This window comes from Mucilaginibacter kameinonensis (genome assembly GCF_003675385.1).
Lineage (GTDB): Bacteria > Bacteroidota > Bacteroidia > Sphingobacteriales > Sphingobacteriaceae > Mucilaginibacter > Mucilaginibacter kameinonensis.
On record NZ_RCWZ01000001.1, the window covers coordinates 1,035,202 to 1,051,719 of the forward strand.

The window sequence follows — 16,518 nt, forward strand, 5'->3', positions numbered from 1 at the left end:
GATTAAAGGTTAAAATCCGATTGTGCCTTTTAGCCTAATCTCTGATCTCCAACCTCTAATCTCTCCCTAAGGCCTTAACTCAACTTAGAGCTTATCAAATTTAAAAACTCAGTCCTGGTTTTTTCTTTCAGGAACTCGCCGGTGAAGGCAGATGTTGTGGTTACCGAGTTTTGTTTTTGCACACCGCGCATACTCATGCACAGGTGACGGCATTCAATTACCACACCAACACCAATAGGGTTCAGGGTTTGCTGAATGCAATCACGGATTTCGTTGGTTAAACGTTCCTGTACCTGCAGGCGGCGGGCAAATACATCAACCACGCGGGGGATCTTACTTAAACCCACCACATGCCCGTTAGGAATGTATGCTACGTGCGCCTTACCGAAGAAGGGCAGCATATGGTGCTCGCACATCGAATAAACTTCAATGTCTTTCACCACCACCATCTGGCTGTACTCTTCCTTAAACTTAGCCGAGTTCAAAATTTCTTCGGCATTAAGTTCATAGCCATGGGTTAAATAAAGCATGGCTTTGGCTACACGCTCGGGGGTTTTTAGTAAACCTTCACGTTCTGGCTCCTCGCCTATCTGCTTTAAAACGTTGTGATAGTTATCTTTTAAACTATCAATGCGTTCCTGGTTATAACGATCTATTTTGATGTAACCGCCGAAATCGTCGTCGTCGGTATCCTGGCTAAATTGTGAATCGCTCATTTTATAAAATTAACCGCCAAAATACTCGGCAGAATTATTTTCGGTTTCGTACAGTTTTACTGAATGTAAAAACACGCCTTCGTAAGCTTCGATAGGTGCTTTCAACTGATTAAAGATCTCAATGCAGAGCAATTCTGTCGATGCCATTTTGCCGGCCATAAAGTCAACATCCTTGTTGATGTTTTTATGGTCGAGCTTTTCAATAACATATTCATTGATGATCGTCTTGAGCTCTTTCAAATCTATCAGGTAGCCTGTGGCGTGCGTAACTTCACCTTTTACAGTTACAAACAAGTTGTAATTGTGACCATGCCAGTTGGGGTTTGCGCATTTGCCAAACACCTCAAAGTTTTTTTCAGCGCTCCATTCCTCACGGTACATCCGGTGAGCGGCATTAAAATGTTCCTTGCGCGTTATATGTATCATCATAACAAAAGTGGGTGCAAATATACAAAACAAAAACAGGTGAGTTGTTTTATATTAGCCGTCAAAATAATGCAATATGCTTATACTCATTGTTGCAGCCACCAAATTTGAGGTTGAACCGCTTGTCCAGGCCCTGGGCAATAAGGCTGATGTACTTATAACCGGCGCGGGCATGGTGCCAACAGCCTTTGGTATGGCCCGCCAACTCAGCAACCATACTTATGATTTAGTACTTAACCTTGGCATAGCAGGCAGTTTCGACCGTAATTTTCATTTAGGTGATGTGCTGGAAATTACCGAGGATACCTTTGCAGAGCTTGGCGCGCAGGATGATGAGGCTTTTATTTCTATTGACACCCTTGGCTTTGGCGAAAGTGTTTTTAAACCGGGCACCTCGCTTAATGAAGTTTACCCGAACTTTTATCTTAAAAAAGCAAAGGCCATTACAGTTAATACGGTTCACGGGCACGAACCCTCTATTCAAAAGGTGCAGCAACGGCTAAATCCGCAGTTGGAAAGCATGGAGGGGGCTGCTTTTTTTTATGCCTGTCGGCAGATGAATGTACCGGGTATGCAAATCAGGGCAGTGTCAAATTATGTTGAAAAACGCAACCGTGAGGCCTGGAACATTGGGCTGGCCATTAAAAATCTGAATACATTTGCCATCGACCTGGTTAGCCAGATCATTAACAATTAATCTACTACCCGTATGAAACTTACGCTCGGATTTTCGCCCTGCCCTAACGATACTTTTATTTTTGACGCCCTTATTCACCATAAAATTGATACTGAAGGACTGGAGTTTGAAGTGTTTTATGATGATGTGGAAACCCTTAATCAAAAGGCTTTTCGTGGCGAGCTGGATATTACCAAGCTGAGTTATCACGCTTTTGCTTACGTTACCGATAAATATGTACTGCTTGATTCGGGCAGCGCGCTGGGGTTTGGTGTCGGGCCGCTTTTGATTTCGGATGTTGAAATTTCAACTTCGGATCTGGAAAAAAATCAGATTGACGATCCAAAATCGGGGATTAGAAACCCGTTGATCGGTATTCCCGGTAAATACACTACCGCTAACTTTTTGTTAGGTCTGGCTTTTCCTGAAGCTACAAACAAACAGGAACTGGTATTTTCGGAAATTGAGGATGCGCTACTTGACAGCCGAATAGATGTTGGTTTGATCATTCACGAAAACCGTTTCACTTACCAAAACAAAGGCCTCAAAAAGATTATCGACCTTGGCGATTATTGGGAAAAACGTACCGGTTGTGCCATCCCATTAGGAGGTATTGTAGCTAACCGCAATTTACCACTGGATGTTCAGCATAAAATAAACCGGGTGCTACGCAAATCAGTCGAATTTGCTTTTGCTAACCCAAAATCAGGTCTTGAGTTTATAAAACAACATGCCCAGGAAATGAGTGAAGAAGTGATGTACAAGCACATTGCGCTTTATGTAAACCAATACTCGGTTGATCTGGGCGAGGAAGGCCGTAAAGCTATTAACCTAATGTTTGATACCGCGCTGGAGAAAGGTATTATACCGGAGATAAAGCAGGGGATATTTTTGACGGCTTAAAAAATCTGAAATTATTCCTGTCAAAAAATAACGTCATTGCGAGGAACGAAGCAATTCCTAACTTTACAGGGAGGCTTGCTCTGCTAACCGGGGATTGCTTCGTTCCTCGCAATGACGATTTTTATATTATAGCTCCTTTTAAACAATCGGCTATCAATACAATAAAGCATCATACGGATATCTCTCCGTATGTATCGCTTTCACTTCTTTATACAGTAAAGCCCTGAATTCCTCAACGTTTTCCTTTTTAGTTGCCGAAATAAATATGGCTGGCGCGTTGTTTTTGGCCATCCAGCTTTGTTTAAAGTCTTCCAGTGTTAACGGTTCTTCCTGCTGGGCTACCTGGTGATCTTCGGGTTTAAAGGCATCTATTTTGTTAAACACGGTGATAATGCGTTTATCAATAGCGCCAATATCCTTCAGTGTTTCGTTAACCGTGTAGATCTGGTCTTCAAAATTTGGATGTGAAATATCAACCACGTGGATCAGAATATCCGCTTCGCGGGTTTCATCAAGCGTAGATTTAAAACACTCCACCAAATGGTGAGGGAGCTTACGGATAAACCCTACCGTATCCGACATCAGGAAAGGCAGGTTCTCGATCACAACTTTTCTTACCGTAGTATCCAGTGTAGCGAACAGTTTATTTTCGGCAAATACTTCCGATTTGGCTATCATATTCATGATAGTTGATTTACCCACGTTGGTATAGCCTACAAGCGCCGTGCGTACCAGCTGATGGCGGTTTTTACGCTGGGTTTCGTTTTGCTTATCAATCTGTTTCAGCTTATCTTTTAACAACGATATCTTATTCAGGATCAAACGACGGTCGGTTTCAATTTGCGACTCACCCGGACCGCGCATACCAATACCACCCTTCTGACGCTCTAAGTGAGTCCAGAGGCGGGTAAGGCGGGGTAGCAGGTATTGTAATTGAGCAAGCTCAACCTGGGTCTTGGCCTGGGCCGTTTGGGCACGACTGGCGAAGATATCCAGGATCAGGTTATTCCTGTCAAGGATTTTTACCTGTAGTTCGTTTTCAATATTACGCAGTTGCGAAGGCGACAAGCCATCGTCAAAAATAACTATATCTATTTCTTCTTCCTTAACGTACGCTTTTATCTCTTCTAACTTGCCCGAGCCAACAAAAGTAGCTCTATCCGGGCGCTGCAATTTTTGGGTGAAATGATTAACGGTTAACGCCCCCGCGGTGCTGGCTAAAAACTCCAGTTCTTCAAGGTGTTCCTTCTCTATTTCGTCGGTTTCATTTGGTGTTATTACCCCAACAAGTACAGCTTTTTCCTGCTTCACAGCAGTATCATAAAATTTTTGCTTCATTAATTACTATCTATCAATCAAAGTGCCAATTGAATAAATGTACGTAAACCGCTGCGCGATATGAAATTTTAATGTCAAAATAACATGGCGCCGGCTAATTCGTGACATAGATTACATTTTTAGCAAATAAACAAAATGACTAAAAAATTTCGCTTTTAAATATCGGGTTAATTATTATTTTTGATTTGATTAAACCTCATCACGATGAACAGGCTTTTAATGCTGCTGTTTGGAACAGTCCTATTTACGTTGCCCGATAACGTATCGAACGCGCGAAGCGCATTTTCAATTTTTCTATTTTATAAGTCGAATTACCAATCATGAAACGGGCATAAGTCAGTTAGCGCCCTTGCATGTCCGGCAAGTATAATTCTTAATACCCTATTAGCAAACTCAAGCCAATTACATTATAGTTAAACCCTTACAACTAATTTAAATGAATAAGTTATTAACCCTTATTGCAATGGGAGCCTTTGCAACTGCTGTAAAAGCACAAGCTCCTGCTATTCCAACCGCCCAGGCCTTTGGCAAGGTTGACAAAGCCGACCTTGAAATGAAGGCCTGCGATTTTGAAAAAGATGCCAACGCCGAAGTCCTTTTTGATAAAGGCGAGGTGTATTTTGACACGCAATATCAAATCATATTTGAAAGGCACAAGCGTATCAAGATATTTAACGATAATGGCAAGGATGAGGCCAACATCCGCTTAACCTTTTACAGTGTTAACCATGCCGAATTTATAACCGGGCTACAGGCCGAAACCATTAACCTCGAAAACGGCGTGGCTACGCCTATTAAGGTTGATAAAAAACAGATTTTTACACAAGCCGTTGATAAAAACCGTTCGGCAATAGTTTTTTCATTTCCTAACGTAAAACCGGGTAGTATCATCGAATTCAAATACAGGCATACCATTACCAGCCTGGTTGATTTTCCGGATTGGTATTTCCAGGGCGATCTGCCAACGCGATACAGCGAGCTTAATACCAATATTCCGGATATTCTCACCTATAAAAACCTGGTGAACCTTCATTACCCGCTGGTGGTTGATAAAATGTCGGGCAGCAATACACATACACAGGCTATGGCCAATATTCCATCGGTAAAGGAAGAGCCTTATATGGATGCCGTAACCGATAATTCAGAGCGCATTCTTTTCCAGTTATTAAGCATCCGCGGAACCTTTATGCACAGCTTTTCCGATACCTGGACAAAGGTTGGCGAAAACGTTGTTAAATGGGAAGATTTTGGCGAGCAGCTTAACCGTAAGCTTACCGGCGAAGAAACTATTGTAGCTAAAGCAAAAACTTTCAAAACCGACGACGAGAAAATAGCCTACATTTTCAATGAGGTTAAAAATACCATGAAGTGGGACGAGAACTATGATAACACAACCAATGATGGTACAGTTAAAGCATGGGAAAAGAAAACCGGTAATTCAACAGAAGTAAACCTGATCCTTTATCATTTGCTTCAAAAATCGGGGCTGAAGGTTTATCCTATGATGGTTAGTACCCGCAAGCATGGCCGCATCAACCCTGCTTATCCAAACTCATACCAGTTTAACAGTACAGTGGCGTATATCCCTGTTGATAGCGCAAAATATTATGTGCTTGACGCTACAAACAAATATAACCTTTACAACCAGGTGCCATATAATTTCCTTAACTCGTTCGGGTTTTTAATCAATAAAGCAGATAATGCTTATGAAATGACGTTTTTGCAAAACCTTAACCCGGTGAGGCAGGTAGTTTTAATTAACGCCGAAATTAAGCCCGACGGTAAAATGGCCGGTAGTGCAGATATCAGCAGCTTTGCCTATAACAGGATCAATGTGATAAGAAATTATAAAACCGATGGGGAGAAAAAATACATCGAAAACCTGCGCGATAATAACAACAACCTTAAAATATCATCGCTAAAAATTGAAGATATAGATATTGATACGCTACCCGTGCGCCAAAATATTGCCTTCAACCTTGATCTTACCGGTTCGGATGATAACTACATCTACTTTAATTCAAACCTGTTTACCGATCTGAATAAAAACCCGTTTTTAAGTGAAAATCGTACAACCGACATCAACTTTGGCTATCGTGACAATTATGCCATAACCGGTATTTTTAAACTGCCCGCAGGTTATAAGGTTGATGCATTGCCTAAAAGCGTAAGTATGGCCACCCCTGATAATTCAATAGTTTTTAAACGTATGATAGCCGAACAGGATGGGCAGATCATGGTGCGTCTTAATATCGACCACAAAAAATCGATATACTTTAAAGAAGAGTATGTGGATTTTCATGAGTTCTGTAAAAAAATGTACGAAATGCTTAACGAGCAGATCGTGCTTAAAAAGTCATAGTGAGTAATATGGTCAGTAAATATTTTAACAGGCTGCTGCTGACTGCGGCAGCCCTGTTTGTTTTAGCAGCTAAAAGCTATAGTCAGGATAAAACTATTCCTAAAGACCTTTATATAGCCTCAACAATTCCGGATTCGCTAAAGGAAGATGCGAACTCGGTGGTGCGGTATAGCATGGAGGATGATAATTTTATAGGGCCCGGCAAAGCCGAAGAGCATTTTCATACCATTGTTACCATTTTAAATGAAAAAGGGAATGATGAAGCGGAAATGGTTTTAAAGTATAACAGAAAGTACAGCCTGGTAAATTCATTTGAAATGCGGGTTTATGGTGCCGATGGTACATTGATCAAAAAATACCATAAAAGCGATATGTATGACCAGCTGGCAGTTAGCAATGAAACTATGGCAACCGACGACAGATTACTCTCCATAAGCCATACCATTGCAACCTACCCAACAACTGTTGAATTTATTTATGATTTAGACGTTAGGAGTCTGATGGATTTAGGTGGCTGGGCTTATCAGGGTTATGAACAATCTGTCCAGAATGCCTATTATCATATTTCAATCAGCAGTGATGCCGGCTTTAGGTACCTGAATAAGAATACTAACATCAAGCCGCAAAAAACTACTGCTGATAAAATTGACAGTTATTCATGGAAGGTGGCTAACCTGAAAGCTTTTAAACACGAGCCTGGCTCAAAAGGATGGCGGGTATTGCCGGCTATATATTTTGCAGCCAGTGATTTTGAGTTTTATGGTGTGCCGGGCAATATAAGTTCATGGCAAAATTATGGCAAATGGCAGCAAAAGCTAAATGAAGATGTATGTACACTTAGTCCCGAACGTGCTGAGGAAATAAAGAAAATGACTGCTGATATAAAAACTGATAAGGAAAAAGTAAAGTTTTTATATGAATACATGCAACACAATGTGCGTTACGTGAGCATACAATTAGGCATTGGTGGTTGGAAACCCTTTCCTGCAACGTTTGTTGATCAGAAAAAATATGGCGACTGTAAGGCACTGTCCAATTACATGTCGGCGTTGTTAAAAGCTGTAAATATACCCTCATGTTATGCCATTATAAATGCGGGTGCAAACATGCAGCCGGCAGATCCTTCATTTCCTTATGACCCTTTTAACCACATTATATTATGTGTGCCACTTAAAAGCGATACAACCTGGCTGGAGTGTACCAGCCAAACCCAGGCATTTGGGAAATTAGGCTCATTTACCGAAAACAGGTATGCGTTATTGGTTACCGAAGATGGTGGCAAACTTGTAAAAACGCCCAGGAGTGTAGATGCCGACAACCAGTTTAACAGCGAAGTACATATAACACTTGATGCCGATGGTGGCGCTAAGGCAAAAGTGAAAATACTCAGTACCGGCGACTACAGGGACGATTATCTTGGTTTGATGTATTTAAAAACAGATGAACAAAAGTCGAAGGTGATAACGATGTTGAATATGAAACAGCCGTCGGTTTTCGACTTTAAACCATCAACGGATAAGGATGGGGTAAAAGAAGTTGATATTGATTTGGAGTATGATAAGTTTTGTGACATATCTGCCGGTGGTAAGCAATTTTACAGACCGCGGGTATTTGATTTATGGCAGTCGACATTCCCGGTAGAAGAAAAACGTAAGAGCGATTATTATTTTGAGGTGCCCATGTTAAAAACATGTGTTACCACTATTGATTTGCCTGCCGGGTTTGAAATTGATGCCCTGCCTACCGATCAGAGCCTGAAATTTACATACGGTACTTATGATGTTAAGTATGTTTATGATGCTGCTAAAAACCAGGTGGTAAGCACAACCAAATTCAATTTAAAAAATCACGTGATCCCTGCTGCCAAATACACCGAAATGCAGGTTTATATGGATGCTATTGCCAAAGCCCAAAATAAAAAGCTGGTGATACGCCGTAAAGCATAAATTTGCGCCTGATGATATTCAGGCTCGACGAACGTTTAATATTTCCGAAGCCCGATCTGGCCGAACCAGACGGGCTTTTGGCTGTTGGCGGCGACCTGAGTACCGAACGTTTGCTGCTGGCCTATCAAAACGGCATTTTTCCGTGGTATAGTGATGATACACCTATTCTGTGGTACTCGCCCCATGAGCGTTTTGTGTTATATCCCGAAGAGTTAAAAGTATCCAAATCCATGCGGCAGGTATTACGGTCGGGCAAATTGCGGGTTACGGTTGATACTTGTTTTAACGATGTGATAACCGCCTGTTCAACCGCTCCGCGTGAGGGACAGGACGGCACCTGGATAGTTCCCGATATGATAGCCGCCTATAACCGTTTGCACGTTGAAGGCTATGCTCACTCCATTGAAGTATGGCAGAATGATGAACTTGTTGGCGGGCTTTACGGTGTACATGTTGGCGGTGTTTTTTGCGGCGAAAGTATGTTTAGTCGCGTGAGCAACGCTTCAAAAACCGCACTTATCTATTTGTGCCATACAGGGTTTTACAAGCTTATAGATTGTCAGGTGCACACCGGTCACCTTGAATCAATGGGGGCACGTATGATATCCCGTGAACAATACATGGATGTATTGCTAAATAATTTAGTTTGATTAGTTACCTTTGAGCCTATGCAGCAGGCGATAAGTTTAAAGGAAAGGATCATTTTGGGGATTGACCCCGGTACAGCTGTTATGGGGTATGGCCTGCTTAAGGAAACCGGCCCCAGGATTGAACTGCTGGCCATGGGGGTAGTTAAAATGCCTGTTACCGATGATCATATGCTTAAGCTGCAGCGCATCTTTGAAAAAACCGTCGCGCTTATCGATAATTATCATCCCGATTGCCTGGCCATTGAAGCTCCTTTCTACGGCAAAAATATACAGGTAATGCTTAAGCTCGGTCGTGCGCAGGGCATGGCGATAGCAGCTGCATTATCGCGTAATATTGAGATTACTGAATATGCTCCCCGTAAGATAAAACAATCTATAACTGGTAACGGCAGCGCTACCAAAGAACAGGTAGCCGCCATGCTGCAAAGCCTGTTAAAGTTCAAAGAAACCCCTGATTTTCTGGATGCTACCGATGGTTTGGCCGTTGCGGTTTGTCATTCATTTCAACGGATCCCTACCGGGTCGGGTTCGGGGAAGGCTGGTACTAAAAAGTCATATTCGGGTTGGGATACCTTTGTGAAGGATAATGCCAAGCGGGTTGTAAAATGAGGTTATCTAATTGTTTCATAACAATTAAAGTCATGTTGAACTTGTTTCAACACCCCATTTGCTAAGCCGCTTGCTAATCAAGTCGCCTTCTTATCTGTGGGGTGCTGAAACAAGTTCAGCATGACACTGTGGATGTGAGCCTTACGGCTTCATCACACTCTTCACATACTTATCCACACGGGCGTCTTTAATTATACCTTTCCAGTTTAAGCCGAAACCGAAATCATACTTATTGCCTTGTTCATCAACATAGCATTTCATATCATGTGGTACATCTTCAAACTGGGCTTCAACGGTTTTCATATCTATTGGCATTTGCAGCGGCAACAATGCCGATGGTTCAGCCTTGCCGGTCATGATATCAAGCGAAGCCTGGCCTTGAACGCCAAAATCAACAATGATGGCGTTAGCATCTTTTTCAAATTCAGCAAACACCATCGGGTTGCTCATATTAACAGATACAATAATCGGCTTGCCTTTCATTTTGGCATAAGTATCGGTAACCATAGCCAGATCGGTAATATTGATAGCTGTGCTTGATTTACCTTTGTAGGTACGGTTGGTAAACTTCTCCAGCGGGTCGCCGCCTGCTATACTGGTAGCACGGGCATCGGTAGCGGTGTAGGCACCATATTGCAGGTTAACCGGTACATATCCGGTTCCGCCGTTTTTAGCATCGGCACTATTATAACCGCCGCCGCTGTTAGGGCTGGCTATAAATACCAGGGCATAATCGGCTTCATCCGGATTGTCTGTTACTTTGAAATACTTTTTAACAGTCTCCATGTTTACCGGGTATTCCAGTTTTTCAGGAGTTTCCATCCCTAAGAAATTCCTGCCGGCAGGAGTAAATTTTTTAGGTACATATACAGTTTTGCCGCTTTGTAAAGGCAAAATGTTAGCCTTGTTTTTCAGCATTACTATCGATTTAAGCTGCGCCTGGTAACCGGCATCCATAAACTCGGGTTTACCAACAGTTTGTTTAGAAACTTCAGGTTCCAGGTAAGGGTTTTCAAATAGTCCTGTCCTGAAAATATTACGCAGCAGCCTCACTGCCGACTGCTCAAACCTGGCCCGCATAAATGCTTCGCCATGCTCTTTTACACCAATCTGGTAAGCTTCGGTAACCGGAGCTACCTCGTTATTGCCACCAAACTGATCAACACCGGCCATCAGCACTTTATAATGGCGTTGCGCTATGGAAAGCCCTTCTACACCCCATGATTTGCCCGAAAGGAATGAGTCAACCGTGGTTTCATCGCCGGTTACCAGCCAGTCGGTACAAACTACACCATCGTATTTGTATTTTTTACGGAGCAGGTCATTAATGATATACGAGTTATAGTTGTTGGCTACGTTTTCGTGATTTTTAATATCCTGATTATAGGAGATGGTATAGTAAGGCATCACGGCGGCAGCCATACCGGTTTTACCATTCAGTTTAAAAGCACCCTCGGTAAATGGGATCAGGTGTTGTTTAAAATTATTACCCGGATAAACCGCGTATTTGCCATAAGCATAATGCGCATCACGACCGCCCTCACCTGCACCGCCGCCCGGCCAGTGTTTAACCATGGCGTTTACGCTGTTGTAGCCCCAGCCGTTTTTAATTTCTTTTTCCGCCGCTGAGGTCTGGAAGCCATCGATATAGGCTCGGGCCATATCGGCCGCCAATTGCGGATCTTCGCCAAAAGTGCCGCTAACACGTGCCCAACGCGGATCGGTAGCGATATCAACCTGAGGTGAAAGCGCTGTTGAAATGCCCAAAGCCCTGTATTCCTGAGCTGCGATATGACCGAAGTTTTTAACCACTTCAGGGTCAAAGGTAGCGGCCAACCCAAGCGAGCCCGGCCACATGGAAATAGCGCCACCCGCACCTGCATTATATTCACCTGTAGCTACGGTGCCATGACGAGGGTCGGAACTGTTATTGTTGGGAATACCCAGGCCCAGGCCTTCCACAAATGCCTGCGCGTTGTTATTCCATTGTGCCGCGATTTCGGGGCTTTGTACCGATGTCACCAGCACATGCCTCACATTATCTTTTGCTAAAAACTGTTTCTGCTGATCGGATAGGTCAGATGCTTTAGCGCCGCTCTCGGCAAAAACTTTATTATTGTAAGTACCTGCGAATGGTCCGCCTGCCGCCGCCGGGATAGGCTGGTGGCGGCTGTACAACATTAGCCCGGCAATTTGCTCAACACTCATTTTTGAGGCAAGGTCTTTAGCCCGTTCATCAACCGGCAAACGCCAGTCCTCATATTTATCCAGCTTACCGTTCTTGTTCAGGTCTTTAAAAGCGAAGCCATCAACAGTTAATATTTTTACGCCGGATGTGTTGGAATAGCCCAGGTTTTGACCTCCGGTATTTGTAACAAAAGCAATGTCACCTGCTTTTCTTTCTGTCCATTTGTTTTGTGCGATAGCTGCAGTTGCGGGCAACAGGGCCAGCAGGGTTATCAGTTTAATTGGTTTGGCCATGATCATTCATGATTCTGGTTAAAGAAAGAAGCCCCTGCAAAAAATATTGCAGAGGCCGGGTTGGTTTTACTTTAGTTTTAGTTCGTTTATGGTTTGTTGAGGCACCAGCGCCTTGTTTACTTTTTCAACAGTGATATCTTTAGCCAGGCTAAAAGATGCTGTTTCTTCTATTTTGCGTGATGATGAACCTATTTTCACTTTGTAGCTTCCTTCGTCGGCTATCCAGGCTTCCCTATCGGTATAAAACGAAGCCAGGTCTGAAGCTTTGATGGTAAATGTTAATGTTTGCGATTGTCCTGGAGCCAGCAGCTTTGTTTTGCCGAATGCTTTCAACTCATCCTCAGGTTTATCCAGGTCTTTTTTAGGCGCTGCAAGATATAACTGCACAACCTCTTTACCTGCTACATCGCCGGTATTTTTAACAGTTACGGTTGCAGTGATTAGGTTTTTGAAAACCTTTGAGCTCAGCTTCAGATCGCTGAATTTAAAGTTGGTGTATGACAAGCCGTAACCAAACTCATAAGCCGGGGTAACTTTAGCGGCATCGTAATAACGATATCCTACATAAATCCCTTCCTCATAAATAACCTGGGTAGGCTTACCTTCGGGTGTGCCGGGAAAGTTATTTGCAGATGGCACGTCTTTATAATCGGCAGGGAAAGTGGTTGCCAGTTTACCAGATGGGTTTACTTTTCCGCTCAATACATCGGCAATAGCATTACCGGCTTCCAAACCAGGTTGCCAGGCCAGCAAAACACCGTCAACCTTATCGCGCCATTCGGTAACATCAACCACACCACCTATGTTAAGCACAACAATTACCTTTTTGCCTTTGGCATGGAAAGCATTGGCAACGCTGTTGATCAACCCTTTTTCGGCATCATTTAAATAATAGTCACTTTCCAGTTTGCGGTCGGCGCCTTCGCCTGCGTTACGGCCAATGGTGATCAGTGCTTCATCCGCCCCATTAGCTTCTTCGGCAACAATGGTGTTCACATCCATTTCAGGAATAGGGGCCGGATGATCGAAAAAGTTTTTAGGTTTTGGCTGTTTGGCCTTCATATCAGTAAGATACGCTTTATAATTATTGGAAAGCGTTTCCTGCAGTTTAAAGTTTGCATTGGCCAGGCCCTGCATTAACGAAATGGTGTAAGCCTTGTTCACGTCGCCGCTGCCGGTGCCACCTGCAATAATATCGTAAGAGGTATTACCGAAAACAGCTATCCTTTTACCGGCGGCAAACGGCAAAGCATGATCTTCATTTTTTAAAAGCACCATGCCCTGCGCAGCAGCCTCACGCGCCACAGCAGCATGACCAGCCAGATCGGGCGCATCAGAGTATTTATATTTTTTGAATGTTGGCGATTGAACTATCACATTCAGGATACGCTCCACATTGGCATCAAGTTGTTGGGTGCTAAGTGTGCCATCTTTCACGGCGGCAACTATAGCTTCAGATTGGGTTGGATTGCCGGGCATAAGTAAGTCGTTACCGGCTTTCATTTGGGCAACGGCATCCTTTCCGCCAAACCAATCGGTCATAACGAAACCTTTAAAACCCCATTCTTTTTTAAGGATGGTAGTAAGCAGGTCGCGCCTTTCGGAGGTAAAAGTGCCATTCAGTTTATTGTATGACGACATTACCGTCCATGGTTGAGATTTTTTAACCGCTATCTCAAAACCACGTAAATACAGCTCACGCATGGCACGCTCGCTTACTATGGTATTGATAGAGTTACGGTTGGTTTCCTGGTTATTGGCAGCATAGTGCTTAATAGAAGTTCCTACACCGTTCGATTCGATACCATTTACAATGGCCGCGGTCATGCTGCCGGCAACAAGGGGATCTTCAGAATAATATTCAAAATTACGGCCACCAAGCGGATTACGATGAATGTTCATGCCCGGTGCAAGTAAAATATCTACGCCATATTCACGCACCTCGTTACCAAAAGCAACGCCTACTTTGTTAATAAGCTGCGTATCCCAGGTTGAGGCCAGCAAAGTAGCTACCGGGAACGCCGTAGCATAATAAGTTTTTGATTTATCGTCATTGCGGATAGGCTCGATCCTTAAACCGGCAGGCCCATCGGATACCGTGATTGACGGAATCCCTAAACGGGCAATAGCATGGGTACGGCCGGCAGCTCCGGGAACTTTTTCGGGAATATTATAAGCGTCGGGGTCAGACGGCGGTAATTTAAAGCCGCCGATATCTACCGGCTCGTTCTTTTTATCTTTTGAAGGCGGAGGCACTCCGGGCATTTTAAAACCCATCCCCACAACCAGTTTCGATTTTTCTTCGAGTGTCATGGCCGCGACAATCTGTTTGATGTTAGTCGCGTTTAGTTGCGGTGCCGGGGCTTTACTTTGGGCCTGTATTGCCTGGTGGATGCCACCAGCAAGCAAAACACCTGCCCAAGCAACGTGTAATTTGTAGCTCATTCTCATGTTTAAAAATTAAATAGGTTAAAGGGGCTAATTGGTAATAACGACAATTTGGTTATGTTCTTTGTGTCATTATTACACAATAGTAAAAATTAAGTTTTACAATAGCAAGTTTTATCGATGAATGAATGAAGAATGTGAATGGGAAAGGGAAATGGGATGATAAAATGGGGGGATAATAGGTTTTAAACTGCCTGTCATTCTGAGCGATAGCGAAGAATCTTCTTCAAGATACAGAGCTGCCATGCATGATGAAGAAGATCCTTCGTGCCTCAGGATGACAAACGAAAGACGGGTGTTATGCTGAGGAACGAAGTATGGTGGGCGGGGACTCTGCGCGCCCCTTCGACAAGCTCAGGGTGACAGCCCTACATCTAACAAGTTGGAAGAAGCACGTTTCCAGCAGCAGATCAGCTTCGGGTGAAAACGGGCAGAACAATGCAGGGAATGTGCGGCTGCAGGGGCATAGCAAGTTTTTGCAGAAGCAGGGTTGAGTGGGGATCGGGGCAAAATAATTGCAGCCCGTGGTTCTGTTCGTTTTGCAGGGCAATGGCCGTGAGGTGGGTTGGAGCGTAGGGTGCGCGTAAAGAAGCCTTTCTGCTGCAAGCCTTTTTGGGTACTTTTGTGGCGACAAAAGTACCTGGCCCCGCGCGGCCAAGAGCGCGACGATGTAAGTTCATTACAACAATAGTCATTAGCTGCCTCTGTGCGATTGCTTCGTGCCTCGCAATGACATGGAGTAGATGTCATTTGTCCTTAAAGTTCCTGAATTTTCCATTCTCAATGACGATATAGAATATTCCCTCCTACGCCAACACTTCTTCCAGCACATCGGCCGATTTGATATTCCCAAAGCCTTCAATGTGCATGGCATAATATTCAAGCAGCTTGTTTACCAAGTAGCGGCGTTCATCATTACTTAGCTTAAGCTGGTTCATGTCTTCAAAACCGGTTTGCAGCACTAATGCAAAATTCCGGGTGTGCGGGGGCGAGAGGTATGAAACACTTTCGGGCTTGTAACGGGTGAATTGTCCGTTTTTGATGTCGAAATAATCAGCTTCGTCGGCCATGTAGCGATCGGGGTAAAAGCCGAGGTAGCGGCTTAGGCGGGTTAAAAATACCAGATGAAAGTTGGCCACGCTTTCTGTCTGATGATCGAGCCATTCAATGGCGCTGAAAACAAAATCGAACAGGTTTTCATCCGGTGATTGCTGCTTGATGGCTTTATACAGCACCTCGTTCAAAAATATAGCAATACAGCTTTTAATTACATCGTAAGGAATACTAAGCAGCACCGGCGCGTTTTTAAGCTCGGAAATGCGTTGTACGCTGCCTGTATTTTTATGATAAACCACCAGATCAAGCAGGTGCAGGGGTTGCAGCATATTTCGGCCAATCTTAGCTTTTGGTTTTTTAGCGCCGTTGATAATGTATGATTGCAAGCCGAACTTTTCGGTAAAGATCTGGACAATTACGCTGCTTTCGCCGTAATCGGTAGCTCTGAATATAATGCCGCGGGTTTTATGCAGCATGGCTTCCTAAGGCTAAAATGATCTTCGGTAAAAAAATGATGGCCCCTGTTATCAACGCGAATAAAGCTGCAATAACAACGGCACCGGCAGCTACATCTTTTACGCGACCGGCTTTTTCATTGTATGTCGGCGAAACAAGGTCTGTCAATGTTTCGAGCGAGGTGTTAAGTAACTCGGCAATAAGCACAATGGCGATGCTAACCATGAGCCAAAGCCATTCGGCAGTTGAGATCCGGAACAGGAAACCCAGGATTACGGCTATAGTACCGGCTACCAAATGAAACCTGAAATTAGGCTGACTATGAGCCGCGTATCCTAAACCCTTAAACGCGAATCCAAAACTTCGTATCAACCTTTTCATGCCCAAAAATACAAAGTTTAGCTATAAATGCAGCCGGGTGTATGATGGGCCCTGTAAACTGCCCGTTAAC

At 43.7% G+C, this 16,518-nt stretch carries 14 protein-coding genes; 6 read left to right on the forward strand and 8 right to left on the reverse strand.

Annotated features, from left to right (window positions below; all coding sequences use genetic code 11):
* Positions 1-74: 74 nt before the first annotated feature.
* The gene (gene folE / locus EAH55_RS04680) at positions 75-716 is read right to left on the reverse strand and encodes a GTP cyclohydrolase I FolE (protein WP_112570805.1); all 642 of its coding nucleotides are present in this window, start codon (positions 714-716) and stop codon (positions 75-77) included.
* A gap of 9 nt (positions 717-725) precedes the next feature.
* Positions 726-1,142 (reverse strand): 6-pyruvoyl trahydropterin synthase family protein, encoded by a 417-nt coding sequence (locus EAH55_RS04685; RefSeq protein ID WP_112570803.1) that lies wholly within the window; start codon positions 1,140-1,142, stop codon positions 726-728.
* Between the two features lie 76 nt (positions 1,143-1,218).
* Between EAH55_RS04685 and mqnB the strand changes: the two genes are divergently transcribed.
* Together mqnB and EAH55_RS04695 are read left to right on the forward strand one after the other, a co-directional pair.
* Positions 1,219-1,839, forward strand: coding sequence for a futalosine hydrolase (mqnB, locus tag EAH55_RS04690; RefSeq protein ID WP_121808651.1), 621 nt, complete (start codon positions 1,219-1,221; stop codon positions 1,837-1,839).
* A gap of 12 nt (positions 1,840-1,851) precedes the next feature.
* The gene (locus EAH55_RS04695) at positions 1,852-2,721 is read left to right on the forward strand and encodes a menaquinone biosynthesis family protein (RefSeq protein WP_121808652.1); all 870 of its coding nucleotides are present in this window, start codon (positions 1,852-1,854) and stop codon (positions 2,719-2,721) included.
* Positions 2,722-2,874: 153 nt separating this feature from the next.
* Here the strand turns inward: EAH55_RS04695 and hflX are convergent, their stop codons facing one another.
* Positions 2,875-4,059, reverse strand: a complete 1,185-nt coding sequence (gene hflX, locus EAH55_RS04700) for a GTPase HflX (protein WP_112570797.1) — start codon at positions 4,057-4,059, stop codon at positions 2,875-2,877.
* 436 nt (positions 4,060-4,495) lie between these two features.
* Here hflX and EAH55_RS04705 point away from each other — a divergent pair, with 436 nt between their 5' ends.
* From EAH55_RS04705 to ruvC, 4 genes are read left to right on the forward strand one after another with little or no spacing between them, the layout of a single operon-like run.
* Positions 4,496-6,421, forward strand: a complete 1,926-nt coding sequence (locus EAH55_RS04705) for a DUF3857 domain-containing protein (protein WP_121808653.1) — start codon at positions 4,496-4,498, stop codon at positions 6,419-6,421.
* An 8-nt stretch (positions 6,422-6,429) separates the two neighbouring features.
* Positions 6,430-8,367 carry a DUF3857 domain-containing protein gene (locus EAH55_RS04710; protein ID WP_121808654.1) on the forward strand — a complete coding sequence of 646 codons (1,938 nt, stop codon included), beginning with the start codon at positions 6,430-6,432 and terminating at the stop codon, positions 8,365-8,367.
* An 11-nt stretch (positions 8,368-8,378) separates the two neighbouring features.
* Entirely contained in the window at positions 8,379-9,017 is a 639-nt protein-coding gene (gene aat, locus EAH55_RS04715) for a leucyl/phenylalanyl-tRNA--protein transferase (RefSeq protein WP_121808655.1), read from the forward strand.
* Positions 9,018-9,035: 18 nt separating this feature from the next.
* Entirely contained in the window at positions 9,036-9,626 is a 591-nt protein-coding gene (ruvC, locus tag EAH55_RS04720; protein WP_121808656.1) for a crossover junction endodeoxyribonuclease RuvC, read from the forward strand.
* A 141-nt stretch (positions 9,627-9,767) separates the two neighbouring features.
* Here ruvC and EAH55_RS04725 read toward each other — a convergent pair whose 3' ends face one another.
* The 5 genes from EAH55_RS04725 to EAH55_RS04745 all read right to left on the reverse strand — a co-directional run bounded on the left by EAH55_RS04725 (position 9,768) and on the right by EAH55_RS04745 (position 16,448).
* A complete protein-coding gene (locus tag EAH55_RS04725) occupies positions 9,768-12,107 on the reverse strand; it encodes a glycoside hydrolase family 3 protein (protein ID WP_121809030.1) in 2,340 nt (779 codons plus the stop codon).
* 66 nt (positions 12,108-12,173) lie between these two features.
* Positions 12,174-14,552, reverse strand: coding sequence for a glycoside hydrolase family 3 C-terminal domain-containing protein (locus EAH55_RS04730; RefSeq protein ID WP_208644786.1), 2,379 nt, complete (start codon positions 14,550-14,552; stop codon positions 12,174-12,176).
* Positions 14,553-14,965: 413 nt separating this feature from the next.
* A complete protein-coding gene (locus tag EAH55_RS04735) occupies positions 14,966-15,235 on the reverse strand; it encodes a hypothetical protein (protein WP_162996743.1) in 270 nt (89 codons plus the stop codon).
* A 126-nt stretch (positions 15,236-15,361) separates the two neighbouring features.
* Positions 15,362-16,087 (reverse strand): DNA repair protein RecO, encoded by a 726-nt coding sequence (recO, locus tag EAH55_RS04740; protein ID WP_121808659.1) that lies wholly within the window; start codon positions 16,085-16,087, stop codon positions 15,362-15,364.
* Positions 16,077-16,448, reverse strand: coding sequence for a diacylglycerol kinase family protein (locus EAH55_RS04745; RefSeq protein WP_121808660.1), 372 nt, complete (start codon positions 16,446-16,448; stop codon positions 16,077-16,079). The genes recO and EAH55_RS04745 overlap by 11 nt, the downstream gene beginning before the upstream one ends.
* Positions 16,449-16,518: the final 70 nt, after the last annotated feature.

Excerpts from the sequence above, each read along its gene's own strand:
- EAH55_RS04695 (WP_121808652.1), top strand. The coding sequence starts at position 1,852 with ATGAAACTTACGCTCGGATTTTCGCCCTGCCCTAACGATACTTTTATT.
- folE (WP_112570805.1), bottom strand. The coding sequence starts at position 716 with ATGAGCGATTCACAATTTAGCCAGGATACCGACGACGACGATTTCGGC.
- aat (WP_121808655.1), top strand. The coding sequence starts at position 8,379 with ATGATATTCAGGCTCGACGAACGTTTAATATTTCCGAAGCCCGATCTG.
- EAH55_RS04705 (WP_121808653.1), top strand. The coding sequence starts at position 4,496 with ATGAATAAGTTATTAACCCTTATTGCAATGGGAGCCTTTGCAACTGCT.
- EAH55_RS04735 (WP_162996743.1), bottom strand. The coding sequence starts at position 15,235 with ATGAACTTACATCGTCGCGCTCTTGGCCGCGCGGGGCCAGGTACTTTT.
- EAH55_RS04745 (WP_121808660.1), bottom strand. The coding sequence starts at position 16,448 with ATGAAAAGGTTGATACGAAGTTTTGGATTCGCGTTTAAGGGTTTAGGA.
- hflX (WP_112570797.1), bottom strand. The coding sequence starts at position 4,059 with ATGAAGCAAAAATTTTATGATACTGCTGTGAAGCAGGAAAAAGCTGTA.
- mqnB (WP_121808651.1), top strand. The coding sequence starts at position 1,219 with ATGCTTATACTCATTGTTGCAGCCACCAAATTTGAGGTTGAACCGCTT.
- EAH55_RS04730 (WP_208644786.1), bottom strand. The coding sequence starts at position 14,552 with ATGAGCTACAAATTACACGTTGCTTGGGCAGGTGTTTTGCTTGCTGGT.
- ruvC (WP_121808656.1), top strand. The coding sequence starts at position 9,036 with ATGCAGCAGGCGATAAGTTTAAAGGAAAGGATCATTTTGGGGATTGAC.
- EAH55_RS04710 (WP_121808654.1), top strand. The coding sequence starts at position 6,430 with ATGGTCAGTAAATATTTTAACAGGCTGCTGCTGACTGCGGCAGCCCTG.
- recO (WP_121808659.1), bottom strand. The coding sequence starts at position 16,087 with ATGCTGCATAAAACCCGCGGCATTATATTCAGAGCTACCGATTACGGC.
- EAH55_RS04685 (WP_112570803.1), bottom strand. The coding sequence starts at position 1,142 with ATGATACATATAACGCGCAAGGAACATTTTAATGCCGCTCACCGGATG.
- EAH55_RS04725 (WP_121809030.1), bottom strand. The coding sequence starts at position 12,107 with ATGGCCAAACCAATTAAACTGATAACCCTGCTGGCCCTGTTGCCCGCA.